Origin of the sequence: Acutalibacter sp. LFL-21, from assembly GCF_025630755.1 — a bacterium.
Classification (GTDB): domain Bacteria; phylum Bacillota; class Clostridia; order Oscillospirales; family Acutalibacteraceae; genus Acutalibacter; species Acutalibacter stercoravium.
Genome location: NZ_JAOTNT010000007.1, coordinates 75001 through 89361, shown reverse-complemented (window position 1 = coordinate 89361; position 14361 = coordinate 75001). Strand labels below are relative to the sequence as shown.

At 53.8% G+C, this 14361-nt stretch carries 14 protein-coding genes; 12 read left to right on the top strand and 2 right to left on the bottom strand.

Going from position 1 to position 14361, the window contains the following annotated elements; translation table 11 throughout:
• Window positions 1-100: 100 nt before the first annotated feature.
• The gene (locus ODJ80_RS09935; protein WP_263041950.1) at window positions 101-520 is read left to right on the top strand and encodes a YjdF family protein; all 420 of its coding nucleotides are present in this window, start codon (window positions 101-103) and stop codon (window positions 518-520) included.
• A gap of 58 nt (window positions 521-578) precedes the next feature.
• On the opposite strand, the gene ODJ80_RS09930 is transcribed toward ODJ80_RS09935, so the two are convergent.
• A complete protein-coding gene (locus ODJ80_RS09930; RefSeq protein ID WP_263041949.1) occupies window positions 579-1592 on the bottom strand; it encodes a C45 family autoproteolytic acyltransferase/hydolase in 1014 nt (337 codons plus the stop codon).
• Window positions 1593-1989: 397 nt separating this feature from the next.
• Between ODJ80_RS09930 and ODJ80_RS09925 the strand changes: the two genes are divergently transcribed.
• From ODJ80_RS09925 to ODJ80_RS09875, 11 genes are all read left to right on the top strand, one after another.
• On the top strand, window positions 1990-2340 hold the full coding sequence (locus tag ODJ80_RS09925; protein WP_263041948.1) for a cyclophilin-like fold protein: 351 nt from the start codon (window positions 1990-1992) through the stop codon (window positions 2338-2340).
• Window positions 2341-2424: 84 nt separating this feature from the next.
• The gene (locus ODJ80_RS09920; protein ID WP_263041947.1) at window positions 2425-3558 is read left to right on the top strand and encodes an aldo/keto reductase; all 1134 of its coding nucleotides are present in this window, start codon (window positions 2425-2427) and stop codon (window positions 3556-3558) included.
• A 14-nt stretch (window positions 3559-3572) separates the two neighbouring features.
• Window positions 3573-4670, top strand: a complete 1098-nt coding sequence (locus ODJ80_RS09915) for an aldo/keto reductase (RefSeq protein WP_263041946.1) — start codon at window positions 3573-3575, stop codon at window positions 4668-4670.
• A gap of 239 nt (window positions 4671-4909) precedes the next feature.
• On the top strand, window positions 4910-5245 hold the full coding sequence (locus ODJ80_RS09910; protein ID WP_263041945.1) for a metal-sensing transcriptional repressor: 336 nt from the start codon (window positions 4910-4912) through the stop codon (window positions 5243-5245).
• A gap of 16 nt (window positions 5246-5261) precedes the next feature.
• On the top strand, window positions 5262-7910 hold the full coding sequence (locus tag ODJ80_RS09905) for a heavy metal translocating P-type ATPase (RefSeq protein ID WP_263041944.1): 2649 nt from the start codon (window positions 5262-5264) through the stop codon (window positions 7908-7910).
• A gap of 116 nt (window positions 7911-8026) precedes the next feature.
• Window positions 8027-9157 carry a tRNA guanosine(34) transglycosylase Tgt gene (gene tgt, locus ODJ80_RS09900; RefSeq protein WP_263041943.1) on the top strand — a complete coding sequence of 377 codons (1131 nt, stop codon included), beginning with the start codon at window positions 8027-8029 and terminating at the stop codon, window positions 9155-9157.
• Between the two features lie 82 nt (window positions 9158-9239).
• Window positions 9240-9578: a preprotein translocase subunit YajC gene (yajC, locus tag ODJ80_RS09895; protein WP_178864216.1), complete on the top strand. Its 339-nt coding sequence runs from the start codon at window positions 9240-9242 to the stop codon at window positions 9576-9578.
• A 119-nt stretch (window positions 9579-9697) separates the two neighbouring features.
• Complete coding sequence (locus ODJ80_RS09890) at window positions 9698-10078, top strand: TIGR04086 family membrane protein (protein ID WP_263041942.1); 381 nt, start codon at window positions 9698-9700, stop codon at window positions 10076-10078.
• Between the two features lie 588 nt (window positions 10079-10666).
• The gene (locus ODJ80_RS09885) at window positions 10667-11308 is read left to right on the top strand and encodes a hypothetical protein (protein ID WP_263041941.1); all 642 of its coding nucleotides are present in this window, start codon (window positions 10667-10669) and stop codon (window positions 11306-11308) included.
• A 20-nt stretch (window positions 11309-11328) separates the two neighbouring features.
• Window positions 11329-12228 (top strand): tyrosine recombinase, encoded by a 900-nt coding sequence (locus ODJ80_RS09880; RefSeq protein WP_178864219.1) that lies wholly within the window; start codon window positions 11329-11331, stop codon window positions 12226-12228.
• A gap of 31 nt (window positions 12229-12259) precedes the next feature.
• Entirely contained in the window at window positions 12260-13276 is a 1017-nt protein-coding gene (locus ODJ80_RS09875; RefSeq protein ID WP_263041940.1) for a DUF624 domain-containing protein, read from the top strand.
• A gap of 51 nt (window positions 13277-13327) precedes the next feature.
• Here the strand turns inward: ODJ80_RS09875 and ODJ80_RS09870 are convergent, their stop codons facing one another.
• On the bottom strand, window positions 13328-14344 hold the full coding sequence (locus ODJ80_RS09870; protein WP_263042025.1) for a tyrosine recombinase XerC: 1017 nt from the start codon (window positions 14342-14344) through the stop codon (window positions 13328-13330).
• Between the last annotated feature and the right edge of the window lie 17 nt (window positions 14345-14361).

Here is a 14361-nt window from a genome sequence, read left to right as displayed (position 1 = left end):
AAAAACACAGTCCCGGCTGGTAGTCCGGGCACAGCGCCGCTGTCAGTAGCCTTCCGCCTCGGTTGTCCCTTCTTTGCCGTTTCAGCGAGGTGTTTTTGTTATGCCGGAAAACGGTGCGAAGCTGACGGTGTTTTTTCAGGAGCCCTTTTGGGTGGGCCTGTACGAGCGCTGGACGGAGGGGCTTTTGCAGGTGTGTAAGATCACCTTTGGAGCGGAGCCCAAGGACTATCAGGTGTACGAATTTTTGCTGAATCATTGGGATGGGCTGCGGTTCAGCCCTCCTGTGGCGGAGGAAAAGGAAGAAGCTCCCCGGAAAAATCCCAAGCGGGTCCAGCGGGAAATCCAGCGTCAGCTGGCCGGCCTGCCCACCAGCACCAGGTCCCAGCAGGCCCTGAGTTTGCAGCGGGAAGCCGCCAAAGAGCAGCGACGCCAGCGCTCTCACCAGGGCCGGGAAACGCAGCGGCAGGAGCGTTTTGCCCTCCGGCAAAAGAAGCGAAAGGAAAAGCACAGAGGACGATAACGACAGAACGCCCCATTCAGAGCTCTCTGAAGGGGGCGTTCTTATGAAAGATCAGCTTTTACCAGCAGAAATGTCCGTCTCTTGTAAAGGCGCAGCGGGAGGGATTCCCTTCTGCTCGGAAAAGAAGTCCCTGCCCCAGGTCCGCGGCGACGGACCACAAGGTATCCCTTCCTGTGGAGGGGTCATACTGGCACAGGAACCCGTGTTCCCCGGCGAGAAGCCCTTGGGCTGCTGCTAAGTCCATCTCCCGCGCGGAACGGGATAAAAAGCGTTCCATAGTCTCATAGCGGCGCTGGGCTTGCCAAGTGTCAATAGCAGGGACATTTTTCTCCCGAAGACTGGGGGTGTGAAACAGGTTGGCGCCGCAGACAAAGGGGCGTTCCTCCGTGGGGAACCGCGCTTCTATCCCTCCGGCAAAGCACTCCAGCTGGGCAATCTCCCCCGTTCGGTCGGCAATGGTAAAAGTCTGCGCCGAAGCGATGGGCAGCCTTGCCGACCATTCCAGCGCCTCTTGGACGGTGGCGCACTTCTCCAGGAAAAAGCGAAGCAGCATCCCGGCGTTCATTCCCGGCTGGATGGAGGGGGGATAGATAGACGCCAGCCCCACAGCCAGCCCCGCTTCGTTGACGCCGTCCTCCATTTGGATGAAAGAGGTGGTGTCCCCCATAAAAGAATAGGAATTGCTCTCCCTGGGAAACCGGTACAGCATATTGGAGCAGTCCCCCTCCAAGCCGGTGAGAAAATCGCTGTTGCGTCCAAAGAGGATGTGTTCCTCATTGGACACCGCAAAGCAGGAACAGTGGCAGGCAGGGGGCAGGGCGTACATGCTGAATAAAGCTGCCTGCAGGGATAAAGCAGAGCAACCCTGTCCTAAAGCAATCCCTTGGATTTCCTCTAAAATTTGCGGGAAATACGCCTGGTAGGCCGGGAGACAGTGCTCCGCAAAGGCTGCGCGCTCTTCTGTAAGAGGGAAGGGGATGCGTTCTAAAATAAATATTCCGCGCTTCGCCAGCAGGGACCCCCAGTGAAAACCTATTTCAAAGTGTGTCCCCTCAAAAGTGATGTGTTGCATGGTTTTGCTCTCCTTTGTATTCTGTTGGAGAACCGCCGGCGACTCTTTTTTTAGGGTAACAGAATAAAAATTTTATGTCAATCCCCCTTCTTTCTATTCCCGTTCAGCGCGCGCTTCTGCTATAATAAAGGCACAAACTGCAGAGAGGAAATTTGCCATGAAACATCGCTTTTTTGCTTTTTTACTATCAGGGCTCTTGCTTGTGAGCCTTACGGCCTGCGCCGGCGAGGGGAGCTCTTCATCTAAAAACACCCCTTTGCCTTCTGAAAGCTCACAGCTTTCCTCTGAGCTTCTCAAGGAAGAGGACCCCACACCACAACCCAGCCCCGCGCCGGCTTCTGCTGGGCCCACTGCCGCGCCTGAAAGCGTTTTTTCCGCGCCAGGGGCAGAGGAAGGGTTGCTGCAAATCACTATAAATGGGCAGGTGTTTTTCGCGGAGCTGGAGGACAATGCATCTGCCTCCGCTTTTGCGGAGATGCTTCCCATCTCTTTGATGATGAAAGAGACAGGGGAGAATATCATGGGCTTTGAGCTTCCTGCATCCCTGCCAGAGGACCCTGTGGAAAATTCCTCTGCGCTGCGGGAAGGGCAGCTCATTTTAGAAGGGGCCAGTGGTTTACGCCTGGTATACGGGGCTGCTTCTGCAGGCAGTTATACTCCCCTTGCCTTGATCGAGGACCCGAAAGGAATGGAGCAGGCTCTGTCAGACGGTGAGGCAGAGGTGAGCTTTCAAATGGGAGGACAGTAAAAAAACGGCGGTTCTCTCTTGACTTACAGTGAACTCTAAGAAATATAATGGTTCTATACTGTGAAAGAAAGGGAGCGTTGCAAAATGATTTACCGCGATTTTCAGGATTTGAAGCTCTCCGCCTTGGGAATGGGTGCCATGCGCCTGCCTGTTGTAGACGGGGATGATGCCCGCATCGACGAGGCGGCTGCCTTTGAAATGGTGGACCTCGCTATGAAAAGCGGCGTCAATTACTATGACACCGCCTGGGGCTATCACAACGGAAATTCCGAACTGGTGATGGGAAAAGCCTTGGCCCGTTACCCTCGGGAGAGCTTTTACCTGGCTACCAAGTTTCCTGGCTACGACCTCTCCAACATGCCTAAGGTGCAGGAGATTTTTGAGAAACAGCTGGAGAAATGCCAGGTGGAATATTTTGACTTCTACCTGTTCCACAATGTTTGCGAAATGAACATTGACGCCTATCTGGACCCGCAATATGGCATTTACGAGTACCTGCTGGAGCAGAAGAAAAACGGGCGTATCCGCCATCTGGGATTTTCTGCCCATGGGGATTATCAAGTGATTCAGCGCTTTTTGGATGCCTATGGCAAGGATATGGAATTCTGCCAGCTCCAGCTCAATTATCTGGACTGGGAGTTTCAAAACGCCAAGCAGAAAGTGGAGCTGCTGGATCAGTGGAATATCCCTGTGTGGGTGATGGAGCCCCTGCGAGGCGGCAAGCTGGCTTCCCTGGCTCCAGAAGATGAGGAGAAACTGAAGGCGCTTCGCCCTGAGGAAGGAATCCCCGCTTGGGCGTTCCGTTACCTGCAGAGCCTTCCCAGTGTAAAGGTCATCCTTTCCGGCATGTCCAACCGGCGGCAGATGGAGGAAAATATTCAGACCTTCGCCGAGGACAAGCCCCTCAATGCGAAAGAGCTGGAGACGATTCATTCCATCGCAGACAGTATGGTGAAAAAGATCGTGTTGCCCTGTACAGCCTGCCACTACTGCACAAGCCATTGCCCCCAGGGTTTGGATATTCCCGGCCTGCTGGCGCTGTACAACGAACACTGCTTTACACAGGGAGGTTTTATTGCCCCGATGGCCCTGTCTGCGATTCCTGCGGAGAAGCAGCCCAGCGCCTGTATTGGCTGCCGCAGCTGTGAGGCCGTATGTCCCCAGGGAATTAAGATCTCCGAGGCTATGGCCGACTTTACGGCCAAGCTGGGCGGCTGATGGGAGGCATCTTCATGGAATACCGCAAGCTTCCCCATGGGGGAGAGCAGATCAGCGTCATCGGCCTGGGGAACAGCTCTCTTTCCGCCGAAGTGGGGGAGAAGGAAATCCAGGCCACCGTGGAGATGGCCTTGGAAAACGGTGTAAACTACTTTGACATGGCCGCCGGGGACTCTGCCCCCTTTATGGCCTATGGCAGGGCCCTCTCCGGCTGCCGGGATAAGGCCTACCTTCAGGTGCATTTCGGTGCGGACTACCACACCGGCAAATACGGCTGGACCCAGGATCTCGAAGAGATCAAGCGTTCTATCGACTGGCAGCTGAAATCCCTTCGGACGGATTACATCGACTTTGGCTTCATCCACTGTGTGGACGAGCTGGCCGATTTGGAAACAGCGGTTACAGGCGGCGCATTGGAGTACATCCAGGCCCTTAAGGCACAGGGAGTGGTACGCCACATCGGCCTCTCCTCCCACACCCCCGCTGTGGTGGAGAAGGCTCTGGACCTAGGGCTGGTTGACATGGTGATGTTCAGCATCAACCCGGCCTATGATTACCGCCACGGGGAATATGCCTATGGCCAGGTGGATGAGCGCCAGGCCCTGTACCGCCGGTGCGAAGCCGAGGGTGTAGGGATTTCTGTGATGAAAGCCTTCAGCGGCGGGCAGCTTTTAAAGAAGGAAACTTCTCCCTTTCACCAAGCGTTGACAGAGTACCAGTGCATCCAATACGCGTTGGATAAACCCGGCGTTTTGACGGTGCTGCCCGGTGTGCGGGACCGCAAGGATTTAAAGCGTATCTTGGGCTTCCTGCAGGCCACTGCTGAGGAGCGGGACTACTCCATCTTGGGAAGCTTTGCCCCCCAAGACGCCAGCGGGGTGTGCGTGTACTGCAACCACTGCCAGCCCTGCCCTATGGGCTTGGACGTGGGGCTCATCAACAAGTATTACGACCTTTCCCGGGCGGGGGATACGCTAGCTCGGGATCATTACAACAACTTGGAAAAGACCGCCGGCGACTGTGTCTCCTGCGGCCACTGCGATTCCCGCTGTCCCTTCCGTGTGGCTCAAAGCCAGCGCATGGAGGAGATCAAAGCCTATTTCGGAAAGTAAAAAGCTATAAAAATATGGGGTAAATTTGATCGGGCAGCCCGTGCGGCTGTCCGATCTTTTGTTTTGCAAAATAGGGGATAGGGGTATCCTAAAACAGGAAGAAATGCAGAGCGTTTGGGGTGATTACCGGCCTTGCAGAACTTTTTCCAAAAGAGGGATTGACAAATACCCCTGCCCGGTATTATACTCGTACTTAAGAAATACCCTGTATGGGTATTTTAGAACGGAGGCGAGACCGCATGTCAAAACAAAACCTTTCCCAGGAACAGATCTCCGCAGCGGGAGAATGCTGCCATCATCATAAGTCCACGCCTCGCAGCGAAAAGGAACTGCGGCTGCTGCAAAACCGCCTGAAGCGCATGGTCGGCCAATTAAATGGGATCGGCAAAATGCTGGATGACAACCGTTACTGTGGGGATATCCTCATCCAGGTAGCTGCGGTGGAAAGCGCCCTGCAGTCCTTTGGCTATCTGGTTCTTCAGGACCATTTAGAGACCTGCGTGGTGGAAGAGATCCAAAAGGGGAATATTCAGATTGTGGATGAAGCGGTGGAACTTATCAAGAAGCTGAAGTAAGGAGGGAAGCTGATTGATGAAAACGGAAAAATATAATGTCACCGGCATGACCTGCGCTGCTTGCCAAGCCAATGTGACCCGGTGCGTTTCCAAGCTGGAGGGCGTAGCAGATGTAAACGTCAGCCTGCTGGCCAACCAGATGACCGTCTCCTACGACGAGAGCAAGGTGGGCGAGGAGGACATCGTCCAGGCTGTGGAAAAAATCGGCTACGGCGCCTCCTCTCTGGAGCGGCAAACCGCCTCTCCAAGCAAGGGCGGTTTCCGCAGCGAGTGGCAGGCCCGGCAGGACCAGGCCTTGAACGGCCAAAAGCAGATGAAGCGCCGGCTTATTTCGTCCATTGTGTTGCTGGTGCCCTTGATGTACATTGCCATGGGCGGCATGATAGGGCTGCCGGTGCCCTGGTTCTTTGTGGGCATGGAAAACTCTTTGGTAAACGCCCTGGCCCAGCTACTTTTGACAATCCCCGTGCTGTTTATCAACCGCCACTTTTTCCAGACGGGTTTTAAGGCGCTGTGGCACCGGGCGCCCAACATGGATTCCCTGGTGGCCATTGGCTCGGGGGCGTCGCTGGTGTACGGGCTGTTCGCCATGTTCCGGCTGGCTTATGGGTTCGGCCACGGGGACATGGAGGTGATCCATGAGTATGCCCACGCCCTGTACTTTGAGTCCTCTGCCATGATCCTCACCCTGGTGACGGTGGGCAAGTATTTGGAGGCGAGATCTAAGTCTAAAACGGGAGACGCTTTGGGCAAGCTGGTGGATTTGGCACCCAAAACCGCCGTGGTGCTCCGGGGCGGGGTGGAGCAGACTATCCCCGCGGAGCAGGTGGCGGCCGGGGATATTGTGGTCATCCGCCCCGGCGAGGGGATCCCGGTGGACGGCGTTGTCACTGAGGGCCACGGCTATGTGGACCAGGCTGCCATCACCGGCGAGAGCATCCCTGTGGAGAAGGGTCCCGGCGACTCGGTGATTTCCGCCACGATAAACAAAAATGGCACTTTTCAATTTCGGGCTTCCAAGGTGGGAGAGGACACTACGCTCTCCCAGATTATCCGTTTGGTAGATGAAGCCAGCAACTCCAAGGCGCCCATCGCCCGGCTGGCAGACAAGGTCAGCGGCGTATTTGTGCCGGTGGTCATCGCCATCGCCATAGTGACGGCCGTTGTGTGGCTCATCGCCGGTATGGGCTTTGAGTTTGCCCTGTCCAACGCTATTTCCGTGCTGGTTATCTCCTGCCCCTGCGCTTTGGGCCTGGCCACGCCGGTGGCCATTATGGTGGGCACAGGCAAGGCTGCGGAAATGGGAATCTTGATTAAGTCCGCTGAAAGCCTGGAAAACCTCCACAACGTGGACACCATCGTCCTGGACAAGACCGGCACCATCACCTCGGGCCATCCTGCCGTGACGGATATCCTCCCGATGGACCGCTCTTTGACGGCGGAGCAATTCCTGGGGGAGGCTGCCGCTGCCGAGCTGGGCAGCGAACATCCCTTGGCGCAGGCTGTGGTGGAGCGTGCCCGGCAGCTGGGGCTGTCTCTTCCAAAAGCAGAGGCTTTTGAGGCGGTGGCGGGCCGTGGGATTCATGCCCGGGTGCAAGGCAGAGAGTATCTGGCCGGGAACTTGGCGTTTTTGGAGGAGAATCACCTTCCCACAGCAGCGGAGGAGCGCAGTGCCGCAAGAGCCGCGGCTGATCGGTTGGCCCAGGAGGGAAAAACGCCTTTGCTGTTCCTTCGGGATGGAAAGCTGCTGGGCGTTATCGCGGTGGCGGACACCATTCGGGAGACCAGCCGGGCGGCCATCCGGCGGTTCAGTGAGATGGGACTTCGTGTGGTGATGCTCACCGGCGACAACAAAGTCACCGCCGAGGCCATCCGCAAGGAGCTGGGCATCGAACAGGCTATCTCTGACGTGCTGCCCACCCAGAAGGAAGCCCACATCCGCGCCCTCCAGGAGGAGGGCCACAAGGTGGCTATGGTGGGAGATGGCATCAACGATGCCCCCGCTTTGACCAGGGCTGACATCGGCATAGCCATTGGGGCGGGCACGGATATTGCCATTGAGTCCGCCGACGTGGTGCTGATGAAAGATTCTCTGGATGACGTGGCCGCCGCCATCGATTTGAGCCGTGCCGTGGTGCGGAACATCCACATGAACTTGTTCTGGGCCTTCTTCTACAATGTACTGGGCATTCCTCTGGCGGCCGGGGTGTTGTACCCTGCTTTCCAGCTGCGGCTCAGCCCCATGATCGGTTCTGCCGCCATGAGCTTAAGCTCCGTGTGCGTGGTGACCAATGCCCTGCGCCTGCGTTTTTTCAAGCGCAAAGGCGCGCTTGTTGCGGAGAAAAGCGCTCCGGTTTTGGAGGCTTCTCATATAGACATAGCCAACCCTGCGGCCCCTGCGGAGGAAGTTTCTCAGGAGCTGGAAAACGAGAAAGGAAGTAGTGAAATGAAAAAAGTGCTGATCGTAGACGGTATGATGTGCGCCCACTGCCAGGCCCATGTGCAGAAAGCCCTGGCTGGTGTGGAGGGTGTCACCGAGGCTGTGGTGGACCTGGAGAGCAAAAAGGCCACTGTCACCTTGGCTCAGGATGTGGCGGACCAGGCGTTGATGGATGCTGTCACGGAGGCGGGTTACACCCCCGTCAGCTGCGAAACAGTGGCCTGATGGGATAAGCCTTGACGCGCCCCAGGAAACACGGTATAATACTCCGTGAAAGAACGATGCGGTGCCCTTCCCGGCGCCGCATTTTTGTGGAACGATGAAGCCGAAGGAGTAGATACATGTATCATCTTATCAAGCAGGAGGGCGCCGCCCGCCGGGGAGAATTTGAGACAGTCCACGGTACGGTACAGACCCCTGCCTTTATGAATGTGGCCACCGCTGGGGCCATTAAGGGCGCCGTATCCGCCTACGACTTGAAAGACCTGCACTGCCAGGTGCAGCTGTGCAACACCTATCACCTGCACCTGCGTCCCGGGGATGAAACGGTGAAAAAGCTGGGAGGAATTCGAAAGTTCACCGGCTGGGACGGCCCCGTCCTGACGGACAGCGGCGGGTTCCAGGTGTTTTCGCTGGCCAAGCTGCGGAACATCAAGGAGGAGGGCGTCACCTTCGCCTCCCATGTGGACGGCCACAAGATTTTCATGGGGCCCGAGGAGAGCATGCGTATCCAGTCCAACTTGGGCTCCACCATCGCTATGGCCTTTGACGAATGTGTGGAGAACCCCGCCGCTTACGAATACGCCAAGGCCTCTTGCGAGCGCACTGCCCGCTGGTTGGAGCGCTGCAAAAAGGAAATGGCCCGCCTGAACAGCTTGGAGGATACCATCAATCCCCACCAGCTGTTGTTTGGCATCAACCAGGGCTGCACCTTTGAGGACTTGCGGGTGGAGCACATGAAACGCATCGCAGAGCTGGATCTGGACGGCTATGCCATCGGCGGCCTGGCTGTAGGGGAGCCCACCGAGGAGATGTACCGCATCATCGAGGCGGTGGAGCCCCACATGCCCAAAGACAAGATCCGCTATTTGATGGGCGTGGGAACTCCTGCCAATATCCTGGAAGCGGTCCGCCGGGGTGTGGATTTGTTCGATTGCGTCATGCCCAGCCGCAACGCCCGTCATGGCCACGCCTTCACTTGGGAGGGCTGCCGCAACCTGCTCAACGCCAAGTATGAGCTGGATGAGGCCCCCTTGGACGAAAATTGCCAGTGCCCTGTCTGCCAGAAGTTCAGCCGGGCGTACATCCACCATCTGTTCAAGGCGGGGGAGATGCTGGCCATGCGCCTGACCGTGATGCATAACCTCTATTTTTACAACCATCTGATGGAATGCATTCGGGAGGCCCTGGATGCTGGGCGCTACGAGCATTTCTATCAGGAACACATTGAGGCTTTGGGAAAGCGCATCTAAATGGAAGAATTTCCACGTTTTACTTGCAAGTTTCGCTGGTTCTTGTTATAATCTAAACATTAACTCGGAGGTGCAATAGACAATGAATCATTTGATGGCTCTTGACTCAACGGCTTCTGCTCAAGGCAGCGGCCTCAGCATGATTGCCATGCTGCTGGTGTACGCAGTCTTTATTGTGGCCCTGTATTTTATCTTCTTCCGTCCCCAGAGCAAAAAGAAGAAGAAAGAGGCCGAAATGCGGAAGAACGCCCAGGTAGGGGATGAGATCACCACGATTGGCGGTATCTGCGGCCGGATTGTGGCGGTGAAGGACGAAACAGATTCTATCGTGATCGAGACCGGCAGTGATAAAGCAAAGCTTCGCGTTAAGCGCTGGGCGATTGGCAGCGTGGACACAGTTCACGAGGATGACCAGAATTAAAAAAGCGGTTCGCTCTGGCGGACTTTTGAGGAGGCGTGTGCAGCGCTTCCTCTTTTTTTGTCCTAAAGCCGCCTTTGAACTCATATTGATATACCAAAAGTATGAGGGGAGAGTGTGTAATGAAGAAACTGAAAGGGATTCTTTTGTCGGTTGTGGTGGCCACAGCGGCAGGGGCTGTGATTCTGGCAATTTCCTCTCTGGTAGTTGCTAGGGTGGGGGAGCTTCCCCGCGGGCCCTTCCTTTCTGTGGTAGCCACGGCGATTGTGTGTTCGGCCGTGTTTTTGGGCGGCCTGTCTGCATCTTTGCTGGTGGGGGAGAAGGGGGCTTTGCTGGGAGCTGCCTGTGGATTGTTTTTCGCTTGTTGTGTCACTGGTGTCTCTTTGATGCTGCAGGGGGCTTTTTTCACACCGGCTGGGGCTGCCAGGTTGGCTGCGATCTTTTTGGGAGGATGTATTGGCGGGATCTTGGGGGTGAACCGCAGGAAAAAGGTGAAATTCTAACCGTGATTTTGAAAAAACACACGTGGGTTTCCGCGTGTGTTTTTTTATACACACAAAATGTTGTGGAATAAACATAACGCCTGCCGCACAATATACATTAGTTTACATAATCTAAAATACATAAAATTTTTCGGTTGAAATAAAATTGAGAAAATATTCGCCTTTTCCCTTGAAAAAATCCGCAGAATGGTTTATAGTATATATTCACAGGGAGAAACTGCAGTATATCCCGGTAAAAGCAAGCTGCAAGGTCCTTGAAAAAGGGGCCGGATCACCGGAAAGCGGCATGGATTCTGGAAAAACTGAGAAATCCTTAAACCGCAATATATGCGGTTTGCTTCATGAAAGAAACAGTATATATTGCGATTTCCGAAAATTATCTTCCTTTTTCTCCCTCTTATTTGCGAAGAATATGGTACAAATTTTCGTAAATTTTTTCGTTACGGCTCTTGTGGTAAAAGCCAAAAACAGGAAGTGAAGTTTCCTGTAATCTTTTTGAAGCATTCATTTTTCACAGCAGTGAATATCCTGTCCTTGCTGCCCGTATGATATATGGAACAAGATTCCCGGCTTCAAGGATGTGGTGCTGTGAAAATGGATAAGGAACGCTTATCGTCTGTCCAGAGGGTTTCCCGAGAAAAGGAGGGCCCATTCTGGAGTCGCTTTTTTTCAGACCGGAAGGCTTTTCTGCTGCTGCTTGGCGCTTTGGTTTTGGGCACAGCGGCGGGAACGGCTTTTGGGGTGTTTCTTCCCCTGTTTCAGGACCGTGGAGTGCTGCCTTTGCGTTTTTCGGGCATCTCCTTCATGGAATCCGGTTTTCTCTCCTGCTTTTCCACTCTTTTGCTCAATGCGCTGCTTGGGTTGCTCCCCTTGTTTCTGTTAGGGCTTACCGCATTTGGCATTTTTGCGGTGCCGGCATTTCTCTTTTTTAGAGGTGTGACAGTGGGGCTTGGCGTTTCCTTCTTTTTATGGAAGGACGAGCTCTGGGGGCTTTTCCATTCCGCGTTGATATATACACCGGCTGCTGCGGCTTCGGGAGTTCTGCTTTTGCTGTTCGCAGTGCGTTCGCTGGTTTTTTCTCGCTATCTGGCCAAGGCCGGTTTCTCTGCCCATGGGGCCAGCTTGGACTTCAAGCTGTATATGCATGACCTATTGGTCTTCTTATCCTGTGCGGTAGGGGTTTCTCTGGCTGGCAGTATCCCAGCGGCAGTGTATGGGGCATTTCGTTAAAAAGAGGGTGGCAACAAAGCATGAGCGGTATCAGCGATTATTATTCCATGTTCAGTGATTATCTGACAAATCAAAAGGCCAATTCGGTCAATACCAGGGAATCGTATTTACGGGACACCTTATATTTTCTGGAGTATTTGTCCGATACCGGCACCGACCCCCTTCAAGCGGATGAGCAAACGGTGCAGGGGTATGTTGATCATCTCCATGAGCTGAAGCGGTCGCCCACGACAATTTCCCGAAACCTTGCCTCAGTGCGGTGCTTTTATAAGTTTTTGATCTTCCGGGGCCTGGTTGAGAACAATCCTGCAAAGGGGATTAAATTGGAAAAGACGGTGAAGAAGCTGCCCCAGGTGCTTTCGGGAGAGGAGATTGAGCTGTTGCTGGCTCAACCGGATATCACGGAGCCCAAGGGCTGCCGGGACAAAGCGATGCTGGAGCTGCTGTATGCCACGGGCATCCGCGCTTCTGAGCTGATCAATTTGAATATCAAGGACTTAAACCTTCGCTCTGGCGTGCTCTATTGCCGGGGTTCCAAAGGGGTTCGGTCTATTCCTGTTTATCCTTCTGCAGTGGTGGCTGTTTCTGATTATATCTACCGTATGCGCGGGCTCATTACTGGGCCGGAGAGCGGGAATGCTCTCTTTGTCAATTTAAACGGCGGCCGGCTGACCCGGCAGGGCTTTTGGAAGATTGTAAAGGGCTATGCCACAGAGGCGGGCATCACCAAGGAGATCACCCCGCACACCCTGCGCCATTCCTTTGCCCTTCACCTGCTGGAAAACGGGGCTTCTGTAAAGGATATTCAAACCATGATGGGCCATGCAGATATTTCTTCTACACAAGTCTATGTACAATTGCTGGACAGCCATGTAAAACAGGTGTATAATAATTGTCATCCCAAGGCGAAGTTGGGGTAAAAAGAACGATTTGTGAAATGGAGTTGGTCTTTTGGCTTTTCTCGGTATTTTTGGAAATTACGACAAGCCGGGTCCCGGCGTAAACAAGGACGATCCCCCAAAAGCTGCGCCGGTTCGTTTTTTTGAGATTCTTCTCAGAAAATTCGGCAAGCTGGTGCAGCTCAACTTGATCTTCCTTATCCCAACGATCGTGGCCCTGGTGTTGATGGCGGTTATTTTCCTGTTTCCCACCCACTATGTGCTGCAGCTTCCTTCGGGGGACGGGGTGGTGCAAATCGACGCCTGGGTGTTGTATGCGGTGCCGCTGCCCTTAATTCTGCTTTCTCCCTTTACGGCGGGCCTTACATTTGTAACTCGAAATTTTGCCCGTGAGGAGCATGCCTTTGTCTGGTCAGATTTCTGGGATGCCGTGAAGGGGAACTGGAAGTATTTCCTGCTGAATGGCGCGATTGTTTACCTGGTTTATCTGGTGCTTAGCTTTTCTATGATCTACTATCTTAACAGCACCTCGCAAGGCTGGCTGTATTACATCCCCTTCTGGTTGTGCATTGTGCTGGCAGTTCTGTTCCTGTTCGCTCAGTATTACCTGCCGGTCATGTTCATCACCTTTGACCTGAAGTTTAGCCAGGCTTACCGCAACGCTTTCATTTTTGCCGTGGCTGGCTTGGGGCGCAACCTGCTGATCACCGTTATTTTGGGAGCGCTGCTTTTCCTGGTCTTTTCCATTCCTCTGGCGCCCCTTACGGTATTGATCTTCCTGATAGTGGCCGTGTGCCTGCTGTTCTCTTTGGTGAGTTATTTCATCAATTTCACCGTATATCCCATTGTGGACCGCTACCTGATTAAGCCTTACCAGCAGAAGCTGGAAGAGCAGCGGACCGGTGTCACTGCAGCGGAGAAAAAGGAAGAAGAGGAGCGTGACCGCTTCTTTGCGGAACCGGAGGATGAGGACGAAGATGACGATGAGGACAAGTTTGTCTATGTCAATGGCCGTCTAATCCGAAAGTCAGAGCTGAAGAAACAGGGCTCTTCGGAAGAGAAAGAGTAAAGTAAAAGCAAAGAAAAAAGCACAGCGCAGCTTTTGCTGCACTGTGCTTTTTTATGAATTCTCTTCTTCAGAGGATTTCGTTGGGGGAGAGAGAGGCTTTTTAGAGGGGGCTTCGTGAGCCAAAGGGTTGGCGTTCATCGCCTCTTCGATCTGCGTGCTGGAAGTATGGGTGTAAATCTCTGTTGTACCCAGATTCGCATGCCCTAAAATGTCCTGTAGGACGCGAACATCCACATGGCCATAGCGATACATTAATGTGGCGGCAGTGTGCCGCAATTTGTGGACAGAATAGCCAGGGCCGCTCAGGCCAATTTTGTCCAGGTATTTTTTGACCAGCGCCTGAACTGTCTTTGGGCTGATCCGGGTCCCGCGGTTACTGAGGAACAGGGCATTCCGGTCTTTGACGCCATCTTTGGGACGCACTGCCAAATATTGGGTGATCGCATCCAAGCACGCTTGGTTCAGATAGACGATCCTTTCTTTATTGCCTTTGCCCCAGATGCGCAGGGTGGAATTGTTGTGAATCACATCTGCTAAGTTGATGGAAACCAGTTCGGAAAGGCGCATGCCGCAGTTTAGGAAAAGGGTAAGAATGCAGCGGTCCCGCTCTGCGTCGGGCCCATCTACTGCATTCAAAAGTTCGATACTTTGTTCGAGTGACAAAAAATGGGGGAGAGTCTTTGCCTTTTTGGGGGGAGTCAGGTTTTCCGTTGGATTCTCCTCCAAAAGCTTTTCGTGAACTGTAAGGTACTGAAAAAAAGATTTTAGCGAAGTGGATTTCCGCTGCCGTGTAGAGCTCATGTTGTTCCGCTCGTCTGCCACGAAATTCATAAATTCAAAGACGTCGACGGTTTTGATTGAACGGATATAAGGAAGGTCGATCTCCTTAATGGAAATTTGATCAAACGGAACGCTGGCTTGCTGGCGGCTTTTTAGAAAACGGAAAAATGTACGCAGGTCCATACAATATTCCTCCACGGTTTTAGGCGATAAACCGCGGATATTCCTTAAATACAGGGCATATTGCTGCACAAGCTCCGGCATTTCATCTCGAATTGAAAAACTCATAAAATCTGTTTTGCCCT